This window comes from Rickettsiales bacterium, from assembly GCA_033762595.1.
Taxonomy (GTDB): domain Bacteria; phylum Pseudomonadota; class Alphaproteobacteria; order Rickettsiales; family UBA8987; genus JANPLD01.
This window is the reverse complement of sequence record JANRLM010000030.1, coordinates 1-20,582: the sequence shown is the minus strand read 5'-3', so window position 1 is coordinate 20,582 and position 20,582 is coordinate 1. Positions and strand designations below refer to the sequence as shown.

The 20,582-nt window shown below is 35.3% G+C and carries 22 protein-coding genes; 11 read left to right on the top strand and 11 right to left on the bottom strand.

The window, feature by feature from the left end:
• Positions 1 to 78 precede the first annotated feature (78 nt).
• Positions 79 to 576 carry a hypothetical protein gene (locus tag SFT90_02400; GenBank protein MDX1949336.1) on the top strand — a complete coding sequence of 166 codons (498 nt, stop codon included), beginning with the start codon at positions 79 to 81 and terminating at the stop codon, positions 574 to 576.
• Here SFT90_02400 and SFT90_02395 read toward each other — a convergent pair.
• The 6 genes from SFT90_02395 to hslV form a co-directional block, all read right to left on the bottom strand.
• The gene (locus SFT90_02395; protein ID MDX1949335.1) at positions 573 to 1,754 is read right to left on the bottom strand and encodes an FAD-dependent monooxygenase; all 1,182 of its coding nucleotides are present in this window, start codon (positions 1,752 to 1,754) and stop codon (positions 573 to 575) included. The genes SFT90_02400 and SFT90_02395 overlap by 4 nt on opposite strands.
• A 5-nt stretch (positions 1,755 to 1,759) precedes the next feature.
• Positions 1,760 to 3,973, bottom strand: a complete 2,214-nt coding sequence (gene purL / locus SFT90_02390; GenBank protein MDX1949334.1) for a phosphoribosylformylglycinamidine synthase subunit PurL — start codon at positions 3,971 to 3,973, stop codon at positions 1,760 to 1,762.
• Positions 3,974 to 4,208: 235 nt separating this feature from the next.
• Positions 4,209 to 4,967: a flagellar biosynthetic protein FliR gene (locus tag SFT90_02385; protein MDX1949333.1), complete on the bottom strand. Its 759-nt coding sequence runs from the start codon at positions 4,965 to 4,967 to the stop codon at positions 4,209 to 4,211.
• 17 nt (positions 4,968 to 4,984) lie between these two features.
• A complete protein-coding gene (locus SFT90_02380; protein ID MDX1949332.1) occupies positions 4,985 to 5,278 on the bottom strand; it encodes an ETC complex I subunit in 294 nt (97 codons plus the stop codon).
• Positions 5,279 to 5,369: 91 nt separating this feature from the next.
• Positions 5,370 to 6,677, bottom strand: coding sequence for an ATP-dependent protease ATPase subunit HslU (gene hslU, locus SFT90_02375; protein ID MDX1949331.1), 1,308 nt, complete (start codon positions 6,675 to 6,677; stop codon positions 5,370 to 5,372).
• 76 nt (positions 6,678 to 6,753) lie between these two features.
• Complete coding sequence (gene hslV / locus SFT90_02370; protein ID MDX1949330.1) at positions 6,754 to 7,314, bottom strand: ATP-dependent protease subunit HslV; 561 nt, start codon at positions 7,312 to 7,314, stop codon at positions 6,754 to 6,756.
• An 80-nt stretch (positions 7,315 to 7,394) separates the two neighbouring features.
• Here hslV and hisB point away from each other — a divergent pair, with 80 nt between their 5' ends.
• Positions 7,395 to 7,982 carry an imidazoleglycerol-phosphate dehydratase HisB gene (gene hisB / locus SFT90_02365; protein ID MDX1949329.1) on the top strand — a complete coding sequence of 196 codons (588 nt, stop codon included), beginning with the start codon at positions 7,395 to 7,397 and terminating at the stop codon, positions 7,980 to 7,982.
• Between the two features lie 9 nt (positions 7,983 to 7,991).
• Entirely contained in the window at positions 7,992 to 8,378 is a 387-nt protein-coding gene (locus tag SFT90_02360) for a DUF2628 domain-containing protein (protein MDX1949328.1), read from the top strand.
• Here SFT90_02360 and SFT90_02355 read toward each other — a convergent pair.
• Entirely contained in the window at positions 8,292 to 8,753 is a 462-nt protein-coding gene (locus SFT90_02355) for a hypothetical protein (GenBank protein ID MDX1949327.1), read from the bottom strand. The genes SFT90_02360 and SFT90_02355 overlap by 87 nt on opposite strands.
• A 132-nt stretch (positions 8,754 to 8,885) precedes the next feature.
• Here SFT90_02355 and gltX point away from each other — a divergent pair, with 132 nt between their 5' ends.
• On the top strand, positions 8,886 to 10,265 hold the full coding sequence (gene gltX / locus SFT90_02350) for a glutamate--tRNA ligase (protein MDX1949326.1): 1,380 nt from the start codon (positions 8,886 to 8,888) through the stop codon (positions 10,263 to 10,265).
• A gap of 3 nt (positions 10,266 to 10,268) precedes the next feature.
• On the top strand, positions 10,269 to 10,649 hold the full coding sequence (locus tag SFT90_02345; protein ID MDX1949325.1) for an Mth938-like domain-containing protein: 381 nt from the start codon (positions 10,269 to 10,271) through the stop codon (positions 10,647 to 10,649).
• A gap of 119 nt (positions 10,650 to 10,768) precedes the next feature.
• On the opposite strand, the gene SFT90_02340 is transcribed toward SFT90_02345, so the two are convergent.
• Positions 10,769 to 10,924 carry a DUF1674 domain-containing protein gene (locus SFT90_02340; GenBank protein ID MDX1949324.1) on the bottom strand — a complete coding sequence of 52 codons (156 nt, stop codon included), beginning with the start codon at positions 10,922 to 10,924 and terminating at the stop codon, positions 10,769 to 10,771.
• A gap of 157 nt (positions 10,925 to 11,081) precedes the next feature.
• Positions 11,082 to 11,741 carry a ribulose-phosphate 3-epimerase gene (rpe, locus tag SFT90_02335; GenBank protein MDX1949323.1) on the bottom strand — a complete coding sequence of 220 codons (660 nt, stop codon included), beginning with the start codon at positions 11,739 to 11,741 and terminating at the stop codon, positions 11,082 to 11,084.
• Positions 11,742 to 12,011: 270 nt separating this feature from the next.
• Here rpe and SFT90_02330 point away from each other — a divergent pair, with 270 nt between their 5' ends.
• Positions 12,012 to 13,100: a hypothetical protein gene (locus SFT90_02330; protein MDX1949322.1), complete on the top strand. Its 1,089-nt coding sequence runs from the start codon at positions 12,012 to 12,014 to the stop codon at positions 13,098 to 13,100.
• A 5-nt stretch (positions 13,101 to 13,105) separates the two neighbouring features.
• On the opposite strand, the gene SFT90_02325 is transcribed toward SFT90_02330, so the two are convergent.
• Positions 13,106 to 13,291: a hypothetical protein gene (locus SFT90_02325; protein MDX1949321.1), complete on the bottom strand. Its 186-nt coding sequence runs from the start codon at positions 13,289 to 13,291 to the stop codon at positions 13,106 to 13,108.
• A 93-nt stretch (positions 13,292 to 13,384) separates the two neighbouring features.
• On the opposite strand from SFT90_02325, the gene typA reads away from it, so the two are divergent.
• From typA to SFT90_02310, 3 genes are all read left to right on the top strand, one after another.
• On the top strand, positions 13,385 to 15,214 hold the full coding sequence (gene typA, locus SFT90_02320) for a translational GTPase TypA (GenBank protein MDX1949320.1): 1,830 nt from the start codon (positions 13,385 to 13,387) through the stop codon (positions 15,212 to 15,214).
• Positions 15,215 to 15,813: 599 nt separating this feature from the next.
• Positions 15,814 to 16,293, top strand: a complete 480-nt coding sequence (locus tag SFT90_02315; GenBank protein MDX1949319.1) for a response regulator transcription factor — start codon at positions 15,814 to 15,816, stop codon at positions 16,291 to 16,293.
• A gap of 90 nt (positions 16,294 to 16,383) precedes the next feature.
• A complete protein-coding gene (locus SFT90_02310) occupies positions 16,384 to 17,982 on the top strand; it encodes a hypothetical protein (GenBank protein MDX1949318.1) in 1,599 nt (532 codons plus the stop codon).
• A 2-nt stretch (positions 17,983 to 17,984) separates the two neighbouring features.
• Here the strand turns inward: SFT90_02310 and rsmI are convergent, their stop codons facing one another.
• A complete protein-coding gene (rsmI, locus tag SFT90_02305) occupies positions 17,985 to 18,845 on the bottom strand; it encodes a 16S rRNA (cytidine(1402)-2'-O)-methyltransferase (GenBank protein ID MDX1949317.1) in 861 nt (286 codons plus the stop codon).
• Between the two features lie 87 nt (positions 18,846 to 18,932).
• Between rsmI and trpB the strand changes: the two genes are divergently transcribed.
• Both trpB and SFT90_02295 read left to right on the top strand, forming a co-directional pair.
• Entirely contained in the window at positions 18,933 to 20,147 is a 1,215-nt protein-coding gene (gene trpB / locus SFT90_02300; GenBank protein MDX1949316.1) for a tryptophan synthase subunit beta, read from the top strand.
• On the top strand, positions 20,144 to 20,582 hold a 439-nt coding region (locus tag SFT90_02295; GenBank protein ID MDX1949315.1), incomplete at its 3' end, for a tetrahydrofolate dehydrogenase/cyclohydrolase catalytic domain-containing protein. The genes trpB and SFT90_02295, both read left to right, overlap by 4 nt.

Here is a 20,582-nt window from a genome sequence, read left to right as displayed (position 1 = left end):
AATTTATAAGTTTGCTAACCAAATAGTATAAATTTTTGAAAAAACCATATATAACTACACAAAACACCATAAAAATATATGGAAACAGCAAATTCGATACAAGAAAGATATAAAAAAATTAAGCAACAGAGGTCTAGAGGCTTTATAAAAAGCCTTATAATAATTTCTTTTATCTGCACACTTTTTGCGGTTTTATTCACTTGGCTGAATATGCGAAATGTGTTTTTTTTCGTGGTTCTAGCTTTTATGCCAAGCTTACTTTCTATTTTGTGGGATAAAAAACCAGGTCGTTTTGCCTCAAAATCAGTTTCTGCCTTTAATTTTACGGGGGCGTTTCCATATATATTATCAATTTTTTTAAGTGGTAGCCCAGATAGCACTGCAATTAATTCACTCTATGATCCACTTGCTTGGCTTTTGATTTATGGATTTTCTGGGTTTGGCTGGGGGGTGGTTTATATTATACCTAAAATTACTTCTTTGATTGTTGAGGTTAGATCAAAAATTATGATTGCTAAGATGGAAAAAATGCAAACTGAACTCATCGACGAATGGGGCGAAGATGTAAAAGGCTAAGAACTCCCACTTGCTCTTTTTATAAAGAATTTTTTAAGAGGTGGGAGTTTATCAACCGCAGAAATTCCAACTCTTCTAGCAAATCTTAAAACCTTACTCTCGTTTGAAAAGAGTGAATTTATTTTATCAGTTGCTAATATCATTTGCATATTATCTGCAAAACGAGATTTTTCATAATTATTAAGGGTTTCTTCATCAAATAAATCAAGCCCTAAACGGCTTCTTTCTTTGAATAATTTGGCTAGCAAAATTAAATCTCTGACGCCCTGATTAAACCCCTGCCCTGCTATTGGGTGGATAGAATGAGCGGAATCCCCAGCGAAAACCACCCTACCACTATAATATTTTTTGCTAAATTTTAGCTTTAGAGGATAAGAATTTTTTTCACCGATTATCTCAAACTCTCCATAATCCTGCATTCTATTATAAATTTCCTGCTTAAATCTTTCTTCATTCATATTCATATAAATTTCTGAAAGATTGCGAGGGATAGTCCACACAACTGCACTACAATCATTTTCTTTTAATGGTAGCAAAGCAAAAGGGCCAGTTGGGGTAAAGCGTTCAACCGCTGTGTTTCTATGGGGTTTTTGATGTTTAATGCAAAAAGTTATTGCATTTTGGTTATAATCTTTATCAGTAGTTTCAATATTTAATTTCTGCCTGATTGGAGAATTTTTACCATCAACCGCAAGTAAAATTTTGGTTTGAACCTCATTATTATTTGAAAGTTTCAGCGTAACGCTTGAATTATCTTGGGATAAAAAATCTATTTTAACCCCCTCTAAAATTTCAACATTTGGTAAAGATTTTATTTTCTTGATTAAAATTTCTCTGAATAAATTATTCTCAACAATATAGCCCATCGGCTTTTCTGAAATATCTTTTGAGTGAAAATCAAGTTTGAGTAAAGAATCACCAGAATACAAATCATTATCCACAATTTTTATATCTTGAATAACGCCAGCTATTTGCTCAATTTCAGGCCAAATTCCATATTCTTTTAAGAATTCTACGCTACCAGCAGAAAGTGCAGTTGTTCTATCATCTCGGCCATTTCTTTTTTTTTCCGTAAGTGAAAATGGTTCAATAAATAAAATTTTTGAAACAAAACTAGAGAGGGCCAAACAAGCTGTTATCCCTGAAAATCCGCCACCATATATGGTTATTTGATTCATAAATTTTAAGCAACAATTTTCTCAATAGTGTTGTTGAAAGCCTGTTTTAGCTCAACTATTGAAATTTCTTCATTACCCAGTTTAATTGACATTCCGCCAGTATCACCAATCGCAATAGCTTCCACGCCCATTTCAGGGGCTTTAGTTAAAATTCTCTCAGCATATTCCTGTGGTGCAGTGATAATATATCTGCCCTGATCTTCACCAAATGCACGAGCATAAGAAAGTGCAATATCAATGGTTGCACCAATATTTCCAGCGATTGCCATTTCAGCAATTGTAACTAACTGCCCACCATCAGAGATATCAGAACATGCTGAAATCCAGCCTTGATCAATGCAAAATAAAATAAATTCAGCATTTTTTTTCTCAACTTCCAAATCCACTTTTGGCGGTTGATATCCTTCTTTAATTCCAAGAATTTCCTCAGCGAAAATTGAAGCTCCCAGATGGCCTTCCATATCGCCAATGCGAATTATCACCTGCCCTTCTTTTTTGAAAGAAGTTGTGATGGTTTTTGAAATATCTTCAATTAAACCAACGCCACCAATTGCAGGGGTTGGTTTGATGGATTGCCCTAAAGTTTCATTATAAAGTGAAGCATTTCCAGAAACAACTGGGTAGGAAAGTGCAGTGCAGGCCTCCGCCATTCCAGCAAGTGAGCCAACAATCTGCCCCATAATTTCTGGTTTTTCTGGATTACCAAAATTCAAGCAATTTGTAATTGCAAGTGGCTTTGCACCCACTGCAACTAAATTTCTATAACTCTCTGCAACGGCTTGTTTTCCGCCTTCCTGCGGGTCAGCGTAGACATAACGAGGCGTGCAATCAATTGTTGCCGCAATTCCTTTTTTAGTGCCGTGAACCCTAACAACCCCAGCCGCACCACCAGGAATTTGAACAGAATCATTCATTACACGAGTGTCATATTGCTCCCAAATCCAGCGTTTTGAGCAGATATTTGGAGAGGCTAAAATTTTTGTAAGTGCCGAAAATAAATCTTTTTCAGTAGCAGGTTTTTCATAGAATAATTCAGCTTTTTCTTCAGTTGGCTTCCAAGGTCTATCATATACTGGTGCATTTTCTGAAAGTGGAAGAATCGGCAGCTCGCCCTCTACAACACCATTATGCTTGATTACAAGCTTTCCAGTTGTTGTGATTTCACCCACGATTGCGGAATCAATATCCCATTTATCAAAAATATCTTGAGCAAACTTTTCCTTACCATCTTTAATAACCATCAACATTCTTTCTTGGCTTTCAGATAGCATAATTTCATAGGCATTCATTCCATCTTCACGCTGTGGAACATTTTCAAGCCATAACTCAACACCAGTGCCACCTTTTGCCGCCATTTCAAGCGAGGAACAAGTTAAACCAGCCGCCCCCATATCTTGAATTGCAACAACAGCGTCAGATTGCATAAGTTCAAGGCAAGCTTCAATCAGCTTTTTCTCAGCGAATGGATCACCAACTTGAACGGTTGGGCGTTTTTCTTCAGATTTTTCATCAAACTCAGCCGATGCCATCGTTGCACCATGAATGCCATCTCTGCCAGTTTTTGAGCCAGCATAGAGGAGTTTTGAACCAACGCTACTCGCAGCCGAATAGAAAATTTTATCTTGATCCGCAATACCAATCGCCATTGCATTTACAAGAATATTACCATTATAACTTGCATCAAAATTCGTTTCACCGCCAATATTTGGAACGCCTACACAATTACCATATCCGCCAATTCCAGCCACTACACCTTTTAGTAAAAACTTAGTTTTTGGGTGATTAGTTGCACCAAATCTAAGCGCATTTAGCAAAGCAACAGGCCTTGCACCCATAGTAAATACATCTCTCAAAATTCCACCAACACCAGTCGCAGAGCCTTGATAAGGCTCGATAAAAGATGGGTGATTATGACTTTCCATCTTGAATATAACCGCCTGATTATCCCCAATATCAACCACGCCAGCGTTTTCACCTGGGCCACAAATAACTTGTTCACCTTTCGTAGGCAGCTTTTTTATATGCTTGCGAGTTGATTTGTAAGAGCAATGCTCACTCCACATCACAGAGAAAATGCCGAGTTCAACAAGGTTAGGCTTTCTGCCCATAATTTCCAAGATAGATTTATATTCATCTTGCGAAATTTTATGATTTTTAAGAACTTCTTCAGTAATGTTGAAATCCTTATTTTCTTGGGTTTTCTTTAGTGCTTCAGCCATACGAGGTTGATAGGTTAAATTTATGAAGGCTTATTAGCAGAATAAATGGTTTTAGGCTAGTAATTTATTGGCAATTTTAATAAGTATTCATTTTGAAACTTATCCGCCAATTGTCACCCCGCATTTATTGCGGGGTTAAACAAAAAGCAAGCTCAACCCTCAAATTTATAAAATAAATTTCAACAATTAACCCCGTGACAAGCACGGGGTGACAACAGATCAAAAACTTACAAATTTATTGCAAAAAGATTTCAATTTTTTCTTCAATAAAATTCAAATAAACTAATAATATCGCCGATATACTTAAGCCCATAATAAACACCACAGAAGCAACTTGCAGAGGGATTAGCACAAAGAAAACCTGCATTGTTGGCATTAATCTGCTCATCAAACCCGCAGAAAGATATAAAACAAGTCCAATTAAAATGGTCGGAGCAGCAACCTTGAATGCGATCAAGAAAGATGCAGATAGAAAATCAATTGAAATCTCAGCAAAATTTTCAAAATAATTGAAATCATCAACTTTTATGAGCTTGTAAGTATCAAAAAGAGCCTTTATCAAAACTTGATGCAGGCCTGAAGTAAAAATAAGCGTTATCGCCGCAACCGACAGAAACCCACCAATTACAGAGCCTTGAGTACTTTGGTTTGTATCAAACATAGTCGCTGATGATAAGCTGCTCATAAAAGCAATTTTCATACCCGCGATATGCATTACAGATTGCAAAATCCTAATTAGCAAGCCAAAAAATAAGCCAATTATAATCTCTGAGGCGATTATAAGCGTCATTTCAATGCTATCACTTGGCATTTTCGGCAGAATATCAGCTAGAAGAGAATAAAATAAAACCGCAAGAATTATAGCAAAGCCAAGCCTCGCACGCGCAGAAACATAAGATTCCCCAAGCCCCGGCAAGAATAACAATGCAGAGCCAAATCGGCAGAAAATCAAGCCATATCCAAACAAAGCATCATTTGCAATTTCTTCGATCATAGCCAAATATAGGCGGTTTAACCAGTAAAATTCTCAGCATAGGCTTGAATTTTGAGTTTTGGCTGTTTAGGCTCAACAATTTCAAATTCTATTTTGTGTTTATTAGCGTAAGAAATTGCCTCATTTTTATCATCAAAAAAAATTTTTATTTCACCCGAAAGCATATCATTTGAACCCTGCCAACCCATAAGATTATCAACAATTTTCTTGTTTGCAGGAATATATTCCAACAACCATTTACCAGTTTTGCCCTTACCAGATTGCATCGCAGTTTTTGCTGGTGCATAAATTATTGCTTTATTATTCGCCATATATTTCAACAGGTTAAGTTTTTCAAAAAATCCTTGTTAGATTTTAATGATAAAAGTAAGTTATAATTTTTATACTAAACTAAATCTGAACTTACAAAATAAATTTGCTTAAGTCAGTTTTTGTGGCGAGGGAATCTAGTTTAGATTTTACATATTCCGCATTAATTTTAACTTGGTTTTCTGCACTACCTTCAGCATTAAAGCTGATTTCCTCAAGAAGTTTTTCCATAATAGTGTGAAGCCTTCTTGCACCAATATTTTCAACATTTTTGTTAACTTCAGCGGCAATTCTAGCGATTTCTTTTATACCATCATCAGTGAATTCAACATTGGTTTTATCAACCGCCATTAAAGCCTTATATTGCTTGGTTAGGCTTGCTTCTGGCTCAGAAAGTATGCGATACAAATCCTCCTCCTTAAGCCCTTCTAACTGCACACGAATTGGCAGCCTTCCTTGAAGTTCCGGCAGTAAATCAGCAGGTTTTGCAAGGTGGAAAGCCCCACTTGCGATAAATAATATATGATCCGTTTTTACAATGCCATATTTTGTAGAAACAACCGTTCCCTCAATTAAAGGTAATAAATCCCTCTGCACGCCTTCACGGCTAACATCGCTTCTACCATCATTTCTAGCGGAAATTTTATCAATCTCATCTAAGAAAACAATTCCGTCATTTTCAACTGAATTTATGGCTTCTTTGATAGTTTTATCTTCATCTATAAGCTTGTCGCTTTCTTCCGCCATTAAAATATCATAAGCCTCAAGAACGCTCATTTTCTTGCGTTTCATTTTTGAACCAAGTGTTTTGCCGATAACTTCTGTGATGCTAATCATACCCATCTGCCCCGGAAAACCGGGAATATCAATCATAGAACCAGTTGGGTTGCCATTATCTTCAACCTCAATTTCAATTTCACGGCTATCAAGCTCGCCATTTCTAAGCATTACGCGGAATTTTTCACGAGTTTCCGAAGATGCCTCCTTGCCGATAAGTGCATTTAGAACCCTTTCTTCAGAATTTTGCTCAGCCTTGATTTTAACTTCTTCGCGAGCTTTTTTCTTAGCGATATTAACCGCCTGATCTGCTAAATCTCTAATGATTGAATCAACATCACGCCCAACATATCCTACTTCTGTAAATTTCGTGGCTTCAACCTTCACAAAAGGTGCATCAGCAAGCTTTGCAAGCCTGCGGGCAATTTCTGTTTTACCACAGCCCGTGGGGCCAATCATCAGAATATTTTTCGGCACTATTTCATCACGGAGAGATTTTTCAACCTGCATTCTGCGATAGCGATTACGCAATGCAATCGCAACGGATTTCTTAGCTTCATCTTGCCCGATAATATGCTTATCAAGCTCATTTACTATTTCTTTTGGGGTTAGGTTATGTTTCATTTTTTAGGTTAATGGTTGATAGTTTATGGTTTATGGTTGAAAAAATTTCAATCAACTATCAACCATAAACCATCAACTATTTAATAACTTCTTTACTGAAATTCTCATTAGTATAAACACAGATTTCAGCAGCGATTTTCATAGCTTTTTCAGCGATTATTTCAGCGTCATTTTCATAATAAGCTAATGCTCGGGCTGCCGATAATGCATAATTTCCACCACTTCCGATGGCTGCAATGCCGTGTTCTGGCTCTAAAACATCACCATTTCCGGTTAAAACTAGCATAGTTTCTTTATCAGCAACTATCATCATAGCCTCTAAACGGCGGAGATATTTATCAGTTCGCCAATCTTTAGCAAGCTCCACACATGCACGGCGAAGTTGGTTTGGATAAGTTTCTAGCTTACTTTCAAGCCTCTCAAATAAAGTTAATGCATCAGCTGTTGAGCCTGCAAAACCAGTTACAATCGCACCATCTTTAAGCGTCCTTAACTTTCTTGCAGTAGATTTTATAACCGTATGACCCAGTGAAACCTGCCCATCACCAATAAGAACGGTTTTTTCACCTTTCCTAACGCACAGAATAGTGGTGGCGTGCCAATTAAAATCTATCACTGGTTCATTGCTATTTTTCATAAAATCTATATAATTGAACAACTTGCTATTGCATAATGCATTTGCAATTACTAATATTAAGAAAACATATAGGATTAAAAATGCGTAAAGCAAGTGTTGAAAGAAAAACAAAAGAAACAAAAATTTCTTGTTCAATTAATTTAGATGGCACGGGGCAGTATAAAATCAGCACTGGCATTGGTTTTCTTGATCATATGCTTGAGCAACTTTCCCGCCATAGTTTAATTGATATTGAGCTAAAAGCCGAAGGTGATTTGCACATTGATTTTCACCACACCACTGAGGATTCCGGCATTGTGATTGGTCAGGCGTTCGCTCAAGCACTTGGTGATAAGGTTGGAATTCGCAGATATGCTCATTCTTATATTCCCATGGATGAAACTTTAAGCCGTGTTTCGCTTGATATTTCTAATCGCCCATATTTAATTTGGAATGTAAATTTCACTCGTGATAAAATTGGAGAGTTTGATACCGAGCTTTTCAAAGAATGGTTTGGAGCATTTGCACAATCCGCAGGAATTACCTTGCATGTTGAAAATCTATATGGCACAAACAGCCACCATATTATTGAAAGTTGCTTCAAAGGTATAGCTAGAGCTTTAAGACAAGCTATTGAAATTGACCCTCGTGCTAGTAATATCTTACCTTCAACCAAAGGGAGCTTGTGATAAATTGTTATGAAAATATTTGAAATTTATACAAAAAGTAACGCGACAAATTATTCACCAGAAATTGAATCAGTAAAAACTGGTTTCAGTTTTTATGCTTTTATATTCTCAAGTTTTTGGGCGTTGTATCATAAAATTTGGTATTTATTTTTTGGTCTTTTATTAGTTGAAGGGTTTGTTTTTTATCAAATTTATAATTCTCCTGAAGATAGTTTTTTCTTAAGAATTTTAAGCCTTTTGATTAATTTATGGGTAGGTTTTGAGGCTGCAAATTTTAGAGGTAAAAACCTTATCAAAAAAGGTTTTGGTTTAACTGATATTTCTATCGCTAAAGATGAAATTTCCGCTGAACAGAGATTCCTTGATAGGAGTTTTGGGCTTCCTGCCTCGGTTTGATTTTTCTTTTCTTAGTTTTGCAATTTTCTTTTTTATAATATTTAATTTCTTTTCTTGCGGAGTTTGCGAAAGAATTTTCTTCACGCACTTTTTAATATAACAAAGCTCAAAACCTGCCATTTCACACACATATTTTACATCATCATTATCACTATGAAGCCAAGCTATTGCCTTGGCTTTAATCTTTCGCATTTCTAATTTTGTTGAATTATTTGATGCATCAACAATCGCTTGCAAAATAACGCCACGCCACAAATTTTGTTGCGGGCTAAATTTTTCATCATCTTCTTTTCTAGGGGAAATTTTTATAAATTCACTTTTTGATAATTTACTAGATAATAAATCAGAAATTAAGCTCTCATCTAATCTTGGCATAAAACCTCTCAGGTTGAAAAATTAAACTTCAGGTTGATGTTAGAACGAATAATTTTTAATTGGAAGTCCCCCCATTTTTGATTGGTTTTTCAAATTTATTGACTTATAAATCTTCAAAAAACATTAGGAAATATGTCTGTAATTACTAGATTCGCACCATCTCCAACGGGTTTTTTGCATATTGGCGGTGCAAGAACGGCTTTATTTAATTATCTCTATACCAAAAAGCTTGGCGGAAAATTTTTGCTTCGCATTGAAGATACAGATAAAAAACGCTCCACACAAGAAGCTATTGAAGCAATTATAAAAGGCCTTAATTGGTTACAAATTAATTATGATGATGAACCAATTTTTCAATCTAAAAGAGAAGCGAGGCACAAAGAAATTGCTTATGAATTACTTTCAAAAGGTGCGGCTTACAAGTGTTTCTGCACCCCTGAAGAATTAGATAAGCTTCGTAAAAAAGCTGAAAGCGAGGGCAAGGCCTTCAAATACCCTAAAATTTGGCGTGATATTTCAGGGGAAAATCATCCTGATAAACCTTTCGCAATCCGCATTAAAGCACCTCTTGAAGGCGATATAATCATCAATGATTTAGTGCAAGGTGAAGTTCGCTATCCAGCCTCTGAGCTTGATGATATGGTTATTTTGCGTGCTGATGGCACGCCAACTTATATGCTTGCGGTGGTGGTTGATGATTTTGATATGAAAATTACCGATGTAATCCGCGGTGATGACCATCTAACCAACACTTTCCGCCAGATTATGATTTTTAATGCGATGAATTGGCCTTTGCCAAAATTCGCTCATATTCCGCTAATTCACGGAGCTGATGGTGCGAAACTCTCTAAAAGGCACGGCGCACTTGGCGTTGAAGAATATCAAAAAATGGGCTACCTGCCTGAAGCAATTTGCAACTACATTATGGGGCTTGGTTGGAGTTGGGGCGAAGAAGAAATTATCTCTCAAACTGAAGCAATCTCAAGGTTTGATATAGGAAAAATCGGCCGTTCACCCTCTCGTTTTGATTTTGCAAAATTGGAAAATATTAACTCTCTTTACCTAAAAAAACTTTCTGATGATGAAGTTTTTTCACAAGCAAAAATATTTATTGAAAATAAATTTGGTGCTTTAAGCGGTGAAATTTCTGAACGAATTAAAAAATTAATTCCAGCACTTAAAGAGCGTGCTAGTAATTTTCAAAAACTAGCTGAACAATGCGATTTTATTTTTGCAAGAGTTGCATACACTGAAAAAGCCTTTCAATCCCTTGAAAAAGGAAGGGAGCATATAACCCCTCTGAAAAATTTATTTTCTGAAATTGATGATTTTTCAATTCCGAAAATCACTGAAATTTTTGAAAAATATGCTTCGCAAAATAATATTAAAGCGGGCGTTTTTCTGCCAAGTTTAAGAGCTGCGATTTGCGGCACTATGGAATCACCGGACTTGAAGCAAGTAATCTTCGCACTTGGCAAAAATGAAATTATTAAAAGGCTTGAGAATTTATAATCTATGCAAGATATAACCCCAATAATCCCTGCGAATAAGAAGCAGATTGAATCTTATGGCGATAATGTAGTTACAATTTCCGGTGAGAAATTTTATCAAACTATTTTTCTTACAACTGAAAATATTTTTACTTTTAGCAAGAAATTTTCTTCCATTAATGAAATTTCAATTAGCGATTTACAAGAAATACCTAACCTTGAAAAAACTGAGATTTTACTTGCAGGATACGGCAATTCATCAAATTTTTTTACTAAAGAAGTTGAAAATTATTTCAGAGAGAGAAAAATCCCAATTGAATATATGAATAATGGTGCAGCCTGCAGAACTTACAACATCTTGCTTTCCGAAGGAAGAGAAGTTGCTTGTTTGATTTTTTTCAACTAAAAAAACTTAACTTCATACCCACAAAAGCGTGTATCTATGGCTTTTATGGATTCCCGCATCCGCGGGAATGAGTTGACTTCGCTATATATCTGGCAAAATATAGAAGTTTTTAATCGCAATTAAAAATCGCTAACCCTACCCTTATTACTCCAATCACCGAATTTTGTTGTGCCGTGTTTTGGTCCACCAATCTCGGGAATTTTAGAAAGAATTTCTTCTAATTCCTTATTATTTTTTGGGTGCGGAGCTTCCTTTTTTTCCTGCTTTTCAGTCATAAATTTTATCCCTTTTTCTCCTCTATTGTCACCCCGCATTTATTGCGGGGTTAACTATAAAACAAGTTCAACACTAAGTTTTAGAAACACTCTTAACCATTAACCCCGCAATAAATGCGGGGTGTCAATTGGCGTTTAAGTTTATAAAATCTGCAAACTAACCCCGCAGCACATCAATATTTTTCTTATAATTTTGAGGGTTGCCATCAAACACAGCCGAGCCTGCAACTATAGTATCCGCTCCAGCTTCAAGAATTTGTTTAATATTATTTGCATTTATTCCCCCATCAACTTGCAACATAATATTTTTGCCAGTTTTATCTATCATTCTTCTAAGATTTCTAATTTTTTCAAGGCTGTATGGAATAAATTTCTGCCCGCCAAAACCCGGATTTACAGACATCACCAACACTAAATCAATCTCTGGCAGAATACATTCAAGCAGATTTTCAGGAGTTGAAGGAACAATTGAAACCCCTGCTTTTGCTCCACTCTCTTTAATTTGACTCACCGCCCTATCAAGATGCGTGCAAGCTTCATAGTGAATTGTAATAATATCAGAACCAGCCTTTCGGAAATCAGCGATATATTTCTCAGGCTCAACAATCATTAAATGTGTATCAAAGGGGATATTTGTAGTTTTTCTGATTGAAGAAATAACCAATGGGCCAATAGTTAGATTCGGCACAAATCTGCCATCCATGACATCAATGTGAACTAAATCCGCACCAGCTTTATCTATGGCGTTAATTTCATCACCAAGTTTGGAAAAATCAGCGGAAAGTATCGATGGTGCAATTTTGATTTTATTTTTCATAGATTTATAGTTTATAAGTCAATGTAATTATTTTTGAATAAAAATCTCTAATATAAAGAGCAATAAAAAATTTGCTCTTTATCCCCTCCCTTGTTTACGGGGGAGGGTTAGGGTGGGGGCATTAATTGGTTAATGGTTAATTGTTAATAGTTGATGAGCTTTGGAAAAAGCCCCCCTCTTAATCTCCCCCCGTAAACAGGGGGAGAAATATATAGCTAAAAGTTAGTTTATAATTAGAATAATAAATCAAAAAAATTTGAAAGGGAAGATATGAAAGGAAAGATTGTATATTTATACGCTTTTGATGTTGCAAATGAAATAAACACCAAAACCCTTACTGAAATTTTGCGATCTGATGCCTCCCCGCTTGAAATCAGCACTGATCACACTTTCCCGAAGGATATACCTTTATATAAACCACTCAGCGTTGAGGTTTCTGATTTGAAAATTACATATCAGGGCAAAGAAATTTCTGCAAAAATAAATATTTATGAAGTTGGTTGTATTTCCATCTATTTCAATATTGAATTTGAAACTGATAACCTCGCAAATCTTCAGCAATATCACGCCCCTGCCCTTGATGATAAACGCAAATTAGATGAGGTTGCAATTTCGCTTTGCAAGAAAACCATTCAAGATATCAAAACCTCTCTAATTCAGCCATCTGAGCAAATTTTTGAACCAGAGGCTTATACAATTTTCTGTGTTACAAATCTTGATAAAGAAAATATTTCAACCGCAAATGATTGGTTTCAGGGCTATAAAAAGCAAATTGCCGAGCTTGTAACTGAGAGCAAACCTAACATTTTAAGCCAACAACAAATTGATGAAACTCTTAAAATCAACCTTTCTTACAGCAATCAGGAGTTGACAATTATTGATTGGGATTCCGCTTTTATCGTTGATTTAACAGGCTATGTTGAAGATACAATTTATGTTTTGGAGCTAGCAAATCTTCAGTTAGAAGAATATAAAATTATGGATTATAGGTTGGATAATTACCTCAACAAAGCCTATGATGATGTAAAAAATAAGAAAATCGGTTTATTTAATTTTAATTACAATACCCTCAGAAATCTAAGAACTTTGAGAGTTGATGTTACAAAATTAAATGATGAAGTTACTCACATCACGAAATTTTTTGGCGATTGGTATTTGGCAAGGGTTTATATGGGCGCAAGGGAGAAATTTCACCTTGATAAATGGCGAAACAGCGTTGAAGAAAGGCTTTCTCAGCTTGATGCGTTATATTCAGTTGCACATTCTGAAATCTCAAGTGCGAAAATGCTCTGGCTTGAATTCATAATAGTAGTTTTCTTCGCGATTGACCTAATTGCCTTATTTTTTGGGGGGAAGTAAAAAGATTATTTCTCAATAGAATTTATATATTTTGAAGTAACAAATGAAGAAATAATTATCACAAAATAAGAACCCAACGCCTTGAAAATTAGGCTGATATTAGCTTCTTCACTACCCCAAATTGAATATAAAACTAGTATAGTAACGGCTAGAATTGCAATCACCGTGAAAGATACAATTAATTTTTTCATAAATTTTCTAATTATTTTTGCTACAAATAGCATATTGATTGACATTCCGCAATATATTGCTAGAAGCCAGCCTAAACCATAAATACATATAAAATGACTGAACTTCGCAATATAGCAATTATCGCCCACGTTGACCACGGCAAAACAACAATGATTGATAATATCCTCAAGCAATCTGGCACTTTCCGTGAAAATCAACAAGTTGATGAAAGGGTAATGGATTCAAACGCCCTAGAAAAAGAGCGTGGCATTACAATTCTTGCAAAATGCACATCAATTGCTTGGAAGGATACTCGCATTAATATCGTTGACACTCCCGGCCACGCTGATTTTGGCGGTGAGGTTGAACGCGTTCTTTCAATGGTAAATTCAGTTATTCTGCTTGTAGATTCAGCAGAAGGGCCTATGCCTCAAACAAAATTCGTTCTCTCTAAAGCTCTAAAGCAAGGCTTAAGGCCGATTGTAGTTATCAATAAAGCTGATAGGCCAGATGCAAGATGCAATGAAGTTATTGATGAAGTTTTTGATCTATTCGTTTCACTAGATGCAAGCCCTGAACAACTTGATTTTCCTATTCTTTACGCCTCTGGCAGAGAGGGCTGGTGTGCAAAAGAATTGTCTGACCCGCGTGAAAATCTTCACCCACTTCTCAATTTGATTATGGAGCATGTTCCAGCTCAAAGCCTGCCGGTGGAAGCACCTTTCAAAATGCTTGCAACTCTCCTTAAACACGATTCTTTTATGGGTAGAATTTTGATTGGCAAAATTTACGCTGGTAAAATCAAAGCAAACTCAAATATAAAATCTATAAACCTAAAAGGTGAATTAGTTGAAAACGCTAGAATTACAAAGCTTTTCGGCTTTCGTGGAATTGATATGGTGCCGATTGAAGAAGGCGAAGCTGGTGATATAGTTTGCGTTGCAGGCTTGGTTAAAACTTCTGTTTCTGATACAATTTGTGATGCAGCGGTAACTGAAGCTATCCCTTCAACTCCAATTGATCCGCCAACAATAGCAATTACGCTTTCAGTTAATGATTCCCCATATTGCGGTCAGGAAGGCACAAAAGTTACTTCTAATATGATTCGTGAAAGATTATTTTCAGAAGCTGAGCAAAATATCGCAATTAATGTTAAAGAATCAGATAACAAAGATGCTTTTGAAGTTGGCGGAAGAGGCGAACTTCAGCTTGGCGTTCTAATTGAAAATATGCGTCGCGAGGGTTTTGAACTATCAGTTGCCCGCCCAAAAGTTCTTATGAAAAAAGATGAAAACGGCCAATTACTTGAGCCAATTGAAGAAGTTATCGCCGATGTTGATGATGAATTTTCAGGTATCGTTATTGAAAAATTAAGCCTTCGCAAAGCGGAAATGAAGGATATGCGTTCAACTGGTGGCGGTAAAACTCGTATTTTATTCCATGCCCCATCTCGCGGATTAATTGGTTATCAAAGCCAATTCTTAACCGATACTCGTGGAACTGGCGTTTTGAATAGGGTTTTCCATTCTTATGCACCTCACAAAGGTGAAATTCCAGCAAAAAGAAATGGTGCTTTAATTTCAACTGACACTGGTGAAGCTGTTGCATACGCAATCTTCAACCTGCAAGATCGTGGCACTATGTTTATTGGTCACCAAGATAAAGTTTATAAAGGTATGATTGTTGGCGAAAATAGCCGCGATAATGATTTAGAAGTGAATGTTCTTAAGGGCAAACAGCTTACAAACGTTCGTGCTTCTGGTGCTGATGAGATGATTCGCTTAACGCCACCCCGCAAGATGACGCTTGAAATGATGATTTCTTACATTGATGATGATGAGCTTGTAGAAGTTACTCCAAAATCGCTCCGTTTGCGTAAAAGGCATCTTGACCCTAATGAACGCAAGCGTGCTGAGAGATCCGCAAAAGACGCGGTTGCTTAAGATTTTAATCATAGTAGAACTTCTATTTTTCTGTTTTAGTCATCTTGAGCGAAGCGAAAGATCTAAATATTTATATAGCTTAGATTATTCGCTAACGCTCAGAATGACTCTATAGCTAAATGAGTATAGACAGCGTTTATTGTTATGAGTCAAAAAATAAAAATTAACAGGCAAAAATTTATTTTCATAGTCAATCTATGGGAAAAATTTTTAACGAAATAATTTCTATTTTTTGCCATAACCCAAAGGGCAACTGCTAATTTTGCTTACTGACTGCAAAAAAATCTTCGGAGATATCAATAAGTATCCCACTTGATTTTTTCTTGTTATTAAGCAAAATTAGCTTGTTGCAATAACCGCTATTTATACTCATTTAGCTATAGAAGACGCATTCTCAAACACCTATACCCTCAACTCTAACCATCTTTTTAACTCTTAGTTAATTATTACAAGCTTAGCTTAAAAAATATCACAACCGAACCAAAAATTTCAACCATTAATTAAGTTTAATTAAATTTATTCTACCCTAGGTTTATTTTTTGCTTTATCTTTGAGTGAATAGATGATATATTTACTCAACTATTAAATTGGAGGGGTTAATGGCAAAAGATAAAAAAAAGAAAGTTAATGAGATTTTTTTTATTAAAAAAGAGCCTTTGAGAATTCTTTACGCTGAAGATAACCCTATTGAATTTATTTCCTACAAAACAATTATTGAGAGAGCTTTGTCAAAAACCCATGATGTTGAAATTGAAAACACCGCCACACTTGAAGACACATTACAATTTATAAGACAAGAAAATTATGACATTATAATTCTAGATTTGAACCTGATTGATAGCAAAGGTTATGACACATACGCCGCAATAAAAAATCACTGCTCAACTTCTGCACCGATAATTATTCTAACAGGGGTTGACGATATGAATGTGCAAAATAAATGCATAAAAGCTGGTGCAAATGGCTATTTTATTAAAAATATTAGTGATAATAATTTAATAAGCTCAATTCTAGCTTTCACTTTTGATCAAGAAAAAATGCGAGCAAATGTCAAGCTTTTGAATAAAATTAAGAGTTAAAAAGAAATTTTTTAACTAAAACCCTAATAAAAAACATAATTTTTTACATTTTTTAATCTATTTTTAACCTTTTGCTCTTAAAATGAAGGAATGGAAGAAATTAAAAATAAGCTTAGAAATGGTGAACCCTTAACATCCACGGAAGCTCTGCAAGCGGCTAAACACTTTTCTCAATTATTAAAAACACCAAACTATCAAAATCAAGATTTAGCTTTTGTAATAAATTCTCTAATGCCTTTTAATCAACCTTTAAGAATACCAGATATTGCAGAACTAAATTTTAACAACCATGATAAGAACAAAGAAAATTTTGGACTAACAATAAGCAATGACCCAACTGAAAAAGCATCAATAGTTGCTTGCCTAGCTGGAATGACTGAACAAGAATTACAAAATGTTTTCCTTAAGTTTCATATTTTTTCAGGCAATGGCGTAAAGAGGGAGTTACACGATAATCCTGAAGCTAGAAAATTTAGAAAGATTCATTTAGAGCACCTTGAGGAAATAAAATACTCGCCTCGAGCTAGAAAAAAAATTACTGATCAAGATGTTTCAGAGGCTATTGAAAAAAGTATAAAAAAACACAAAGTTGAAATTAAATATAGATTTTTTACTGCTGAAACAATTGAATATTTCCTAAAAAATGCCGACAAAATTGACGAAACTTCACTAACAAAATTTTATCAATCTTTAGAAAAAATAGAAAATGATTATGTTGAACAAAACGACGGCAAAGTTTCTAGTGGTTTAGCAAATTCTTACATAGCAAGACATTCAGAGCATAAAGTAAAAATTAGTGATGAAGCTAAAATAAACCTTATTAAATCTTTCGGAGAAATTGAAACTTTTGGAGATAAATATTGGTTACATCAATTTTTACTTACAAATGTTTCTATGCCAAAAGAATCTTATGATGCTCGCAAAGGTGCGGCACAATGGGTGATTTCTCAAATTACAAATGTTGATGATTTTAGCAAGGTTTCGTCAAGCTTTCCAAAACAAAGTGGAAATTTACTAACTTATATGTATGAAAATTGGGAACATACAACTGATCAACAAAATTTAGACTTCGCAAAATATATTCACAATCTAAATTGCCAATATTTTGGGATTGATCCTGTAACTAGTTTTATCTCAGATCCTCAATATGATGGTAAAGCTGGCTATTCACATGATAACAACAAATTTACATTTAATTTCCTAAATATAAGAATTCTTTCAAGTAACCAACAAAAAATTGATGGTTTTTGTGATTTTATAGGAACGATTTTTCACGAAACAAATCACCATTTTCAGCATGTTTGGGCAAATAAGCTAAGAAACGAAGAAAAACTAACTAATGTGGAGGCAAATTTTGCAAGATTATCTCAGATAGGATATAAAATTTACCCAGAATCTGTGATGTCAGAAGATAAAAATCAGCGTGATGATAAATATTACTTTTTCAATCCTCTTGAAAAAGATTCATTTTTTATTGATGAGTATGTTAGCGATGCGTTGCTTGGATATTTTCTTGGCGTAGACGAAGCAAAAAAACATGACAAAAATGTTGGCATTGAAAATTATTCTTCAATAACATTCAAAGAAGATGTACGAAAAGCCTATCAGGAACAATCTAATACCATAGGAGTAAATAATCATTATTCAGATTTCTTCCCTAAAAACCCTAATGGTGGAAAAAATAGATAAAATTATTCAACTCCCCTCAACTCTAATAACCTAGAGTAGATTTTCTTCTTTTTAATTCCGGTTTTGTTAGCTGCAATTTCTGAGGCCTCGCTTAATTTGTATTTTGACATTAAATTAATCAAAAATTCATCTAAATTTTCTAAATTATTTTGCTTCTCTTGAGCAAAATTTTCTCTTGTATCTATAAGCAAAACGCACTCTCCCTTGATTTTATTTTCTTGAAGAAATAAATTTAACTCAGAAAGCTTTTGGAGCTTAAATTCCTCATATAATTTAGTTATTTCTCTCGCTAAACAACAATTAAAATCCCCCAGAACCTCAATAAAATCTTGGGTTAAATCAAAAACTCTTTCTGCCCTTTCAAACAAAATTATAGTAGTTTTTAGGTTTGAAAATTCTTCAATTTTATTGCGTCTTGCCTCTTTTGTGGAAGGCAAAAAGCCCGCAAAATAAAAACTATCACTAGGTAACCCAGAAACTGAAAGCGAGGTTATAACTGAGCTTGCACCCGTAACTGGAATAATTTTTATATTATTTTCCAGCAAAAACCTAACAAGTTTATATCCGGGGTCTGAAATTAGGGGCGTTCCAGCATCACTAACCAAGCCAACTGCCTTGCCGTTTCTAACCTGCTCTAAAATATAGTCTCTAGTTTCTTGCTTGCTGAAATCATTATAAGTGTTAAGTTTTACCTGCAAATCATAATGTTTTAGCAGTTTTCCGGTAACCCTAACATCTTCACAAAATAAAACATCAAGGCTTGCAAGCGTTTCCAAAGCCCGAATAGTAATATCTTTCAGATTGCCAATCGGAGTTGCAATTACATATAATGCTGGAGTTAAATTTATTTTATTAATTTGCATTAAAAAAATTTTTGTATTTTAACTAAGTAATAGTTTATTGACATTAATGACTTTATATAGAAAAAGTTTAATTATTTAACAATAATCATGAATCATTCAAAACTAAATTATTCACAACCTGATGAGAATGGTCACTTTGGGCAATATGGCGGAAGATATGTCGCTGAAACCCTTATGCCTCTTATATTACAAGTTGAGCAAGCCTACAAGCAATGCAAAAATAATCCTGAATTTATTAAGGAATTAGATTATTGGCAGAAAAACTATAATGGCAGACCATCTCCGCTTTATTATGCTAAAAATTTTTCTGAATATCTGGGCAAAATTTCTAACACTAAACCTCCTAAAATCTATCTTAAAAGAGATGAACTTAACCACACAGGTGCGCATAAAATCAACCATTGTTTAGGGCAGATTTTACTTGCGAAGTATATGGGTAAAAACCGCATAATTGCTGAAACTGGTGCTGGTCAACACGGCGTAGCAACTGCCACGGTTTGTGCCTTATTTGGTATGAAATGCGTTATCTATATGGGTGCAAAAGATGTTGAAAGGCAAAAGCCCAATGTGTTCAGAATGAAGTTACTAGGTGCGGAAGTTAAGCCCGTTTCCGCTGGCTCTTCAAGCCTTAAAGATGCGATGAATGAAGCAATGCGAGATTGGGTTTCAAATGTTGATGATACTTATTATTTAATCGGCACGGCAGCAGGCCCCCACCCATTCCCTATGATGGTGAGGGATTTTCAATCAATAATCGGCAAAGAGGCTCGTGAGCAAATTCAACAGATTGAGGGTAGGCTTCCAGATAGGCTGATAGCTTGCATTGGCGGTGGCTCAAACGCTTTAGGGCTTTTCTATAATTTTATCAATGATGAAAATGTTAAGATGACCGCCGTTGAGGCCGCTGGTAAGGGTGTTGACACCCAAGAAACCGCCGCATCTATTGCTAAGGGCTCAGTTGGTGTTCTGCACGGGAATAAAACATATTATCTGCAAGATAAAAAAGGGCAGATTTTAGAATCCCACTCAATTTCAGCAGGGCTTGATTATCCAGGTATAGGGCCAGAACATTCATATTTACACGATATTGGCCGTGTGGAATATCAAAGTGCAACTGATGAAGATGCCCTAAAAGGCTTCCAAACTCTAGCTAAAACTGAAGGTATAATCCCAGCGTTAGAGCCTTCTCACGCTTTAGGCTATATTATTCGTGAGGCAAAAAATCATTCCTCTGAGCTTATTATAATGAATCTCTGCGGTAGAGGAGATAAAGATATTTTTACTATTATGGAAAGATTATGACAAAAATAATTGATGGAAAGAAATTTGCAGAAAACCTCAGAGCTAAAATTAAATCTGAAGTAGAAGAATTAAAGAAAAAAACCAACAAAACCCCTGGTTTAGCGGTGATTTTAGTGGGTGAAGACCCTGCAAGCCAAGTCTATGTTCGCAACAAAGCAAAACAAACTTTAGAAGTTGGAATGCAAAGTTTTGAATTCAAATACCCAGATAATATTGATGAAAAAACTCTGATAAATAAAATTGATGAACTCAACAAAAACCCTGAAGTAAATGGAATATTAGTTCAGCTTCCACTACCAAAACATATCTCTGAAGACGCAGTTATCTCAAGTATTTCCGCCGAGAAAGATGTTGATGGTTTTAATGTTATTAATCGTGGGTTGCTTGTAACTGGAAATAAAAAAGCCCTTATTCCCTGCACTCCGCTTGGCTCTC

Bases quoted from the DNA above. Each gene is read 5' to 3' on its own strand.
- SFT90_02400 (MDX1949336.1), top strand. From the start codon at position 79: ATGGAAACAGCAAATTCGATACAAGAAAGATATAAAAAAATTAAGCAA.
- trpB (MDX1949316.1), top strand. From the start codon at position 18,933: ATGAATCATTCAAAACTAAATTATTCACAACCTGATGAGAATGGTCAC.
- SFT90_02380 (MDX1949332.1), bottom strand. From the start codon at position 5,278: ATGGCGAATAATAAAGCAATAATTTATGCACCAGCAAAAACTGCGATG.
- hisB (MDX1949329.1), top strand. From the start codon at position 7,395: ATGCGTAAAGCAAGTGTTGAAAGAAAAACAAAAGAAACAAAAATTTCT.
- SFT90_02340 (MDX1949324.1), bottom strand. From the start codon at position 10,924: ATGACTGAAAAGCAGGAAAAAAAGGAAGCTCCGCACCCAAAAAATAAT.
- SFT90_02345 (MDX1949325.1), top strand. From the start codon at position 10,269: ATGCAAGATATAACCCCAATAATCCCTGCGAATAAGAAGCAGATTGAA.
- SFT90_02315 (MDX1949319.1), top strand. From the start codon at position 15,814: ATGGCAAAAGATAAAAAAAAGAAAGTTAATGAGATTTTTTTTATTAAA.
- SFT90_02330 (MDX1949322.1), top strand. From the start codon at position 12,012: ATGAAAGGAAAGATTGTATATTTATACGCTTTTGATGTTGCAAATGAA.
- SFT90_02325 (MDX1949321.1), bottom strand. From the start codon at position 13,291: ATGAAAAAATTAATTGTATCTTTCACGGTGATTGCAATTCTAGCCGTT.
- SFT90_02360 (MDX1949328.1), top strand. From the start codon at position 7,992: ATGAAAATATTTGAAATTTATACAAAAAGTAACGCGACAAATTATTCA.
- rpe (MDX1949323.1), bottom strand. From the start codon at position 11,741: ATGAAAAATAAAATCAAAATTGCACCATCGATACTTTCCGCTGATTTT.
- typA (MDX1949320.1), top strand. From the start codon at position 13,385: ATGACTGAACTTCGCAATATAGCAATTATCGCCCACGTTGACCACGGC.
- rsmI (MDX1949317.1), bottom strand. From the start codon at position 18,845: ATGCAAATTAATAAAATAAATTTAACTCCAGCATTATATGTAATTGCA.
- gltX (MDX1949326.1), top strand. From the start codon at position 8,886: ATGTCTGTAATTACTAGATTCGCACCATCTCCAACGGGTTTTTTGCAT.
- SFT90_02310 (MDX1949318.1), top strand. From the start codon at position 16,384: ATGGAAGAAATTAAAAATAAGCTTAGAAATGGTGAACCCTTAACATCC.
- SFT90_02355 (MDX1949327.1), bottom strand. From the start codon at position 8,753: ATGCCAAGATTAGATGAGAGCTTAATTTCTGATTTATTATCTAGTAAA.
- SFT90_02395 (MDX1949335.1), bottom strand. From the start codon at position 1,754: ATGAATCAAATAACCATATATGGTGGCGGATTTTCAGGGATAACAGCT.
- hslV (MDX1949330.1), bottom strand. From the start codon at position 7,314: ATGAAAAATAGCAATGAACCAGTGATAGATTTTAATTGGCACGCCACC.
- SFT90_02385 (MDX1949333.1), bottom strand. From the start codon at position 4,967: ATGATCGAAGAAATTGCAAATGATGCTTTGTTTGGATATGGCTTGATT.
- purL (MDX1949334.1), bottom strand. From the start codon at position 3,973: ATGGCTGAAGCACTAAAGAAAACCCAAGAAAATAAGGATTTCAACATT.
- hslU (MDX1949331.1), bottom strand. From the start codon at position 6,677: ATGAAACATAACCTAACCCCAAAAGAAATAGTAAATGAGCTTGATAAG.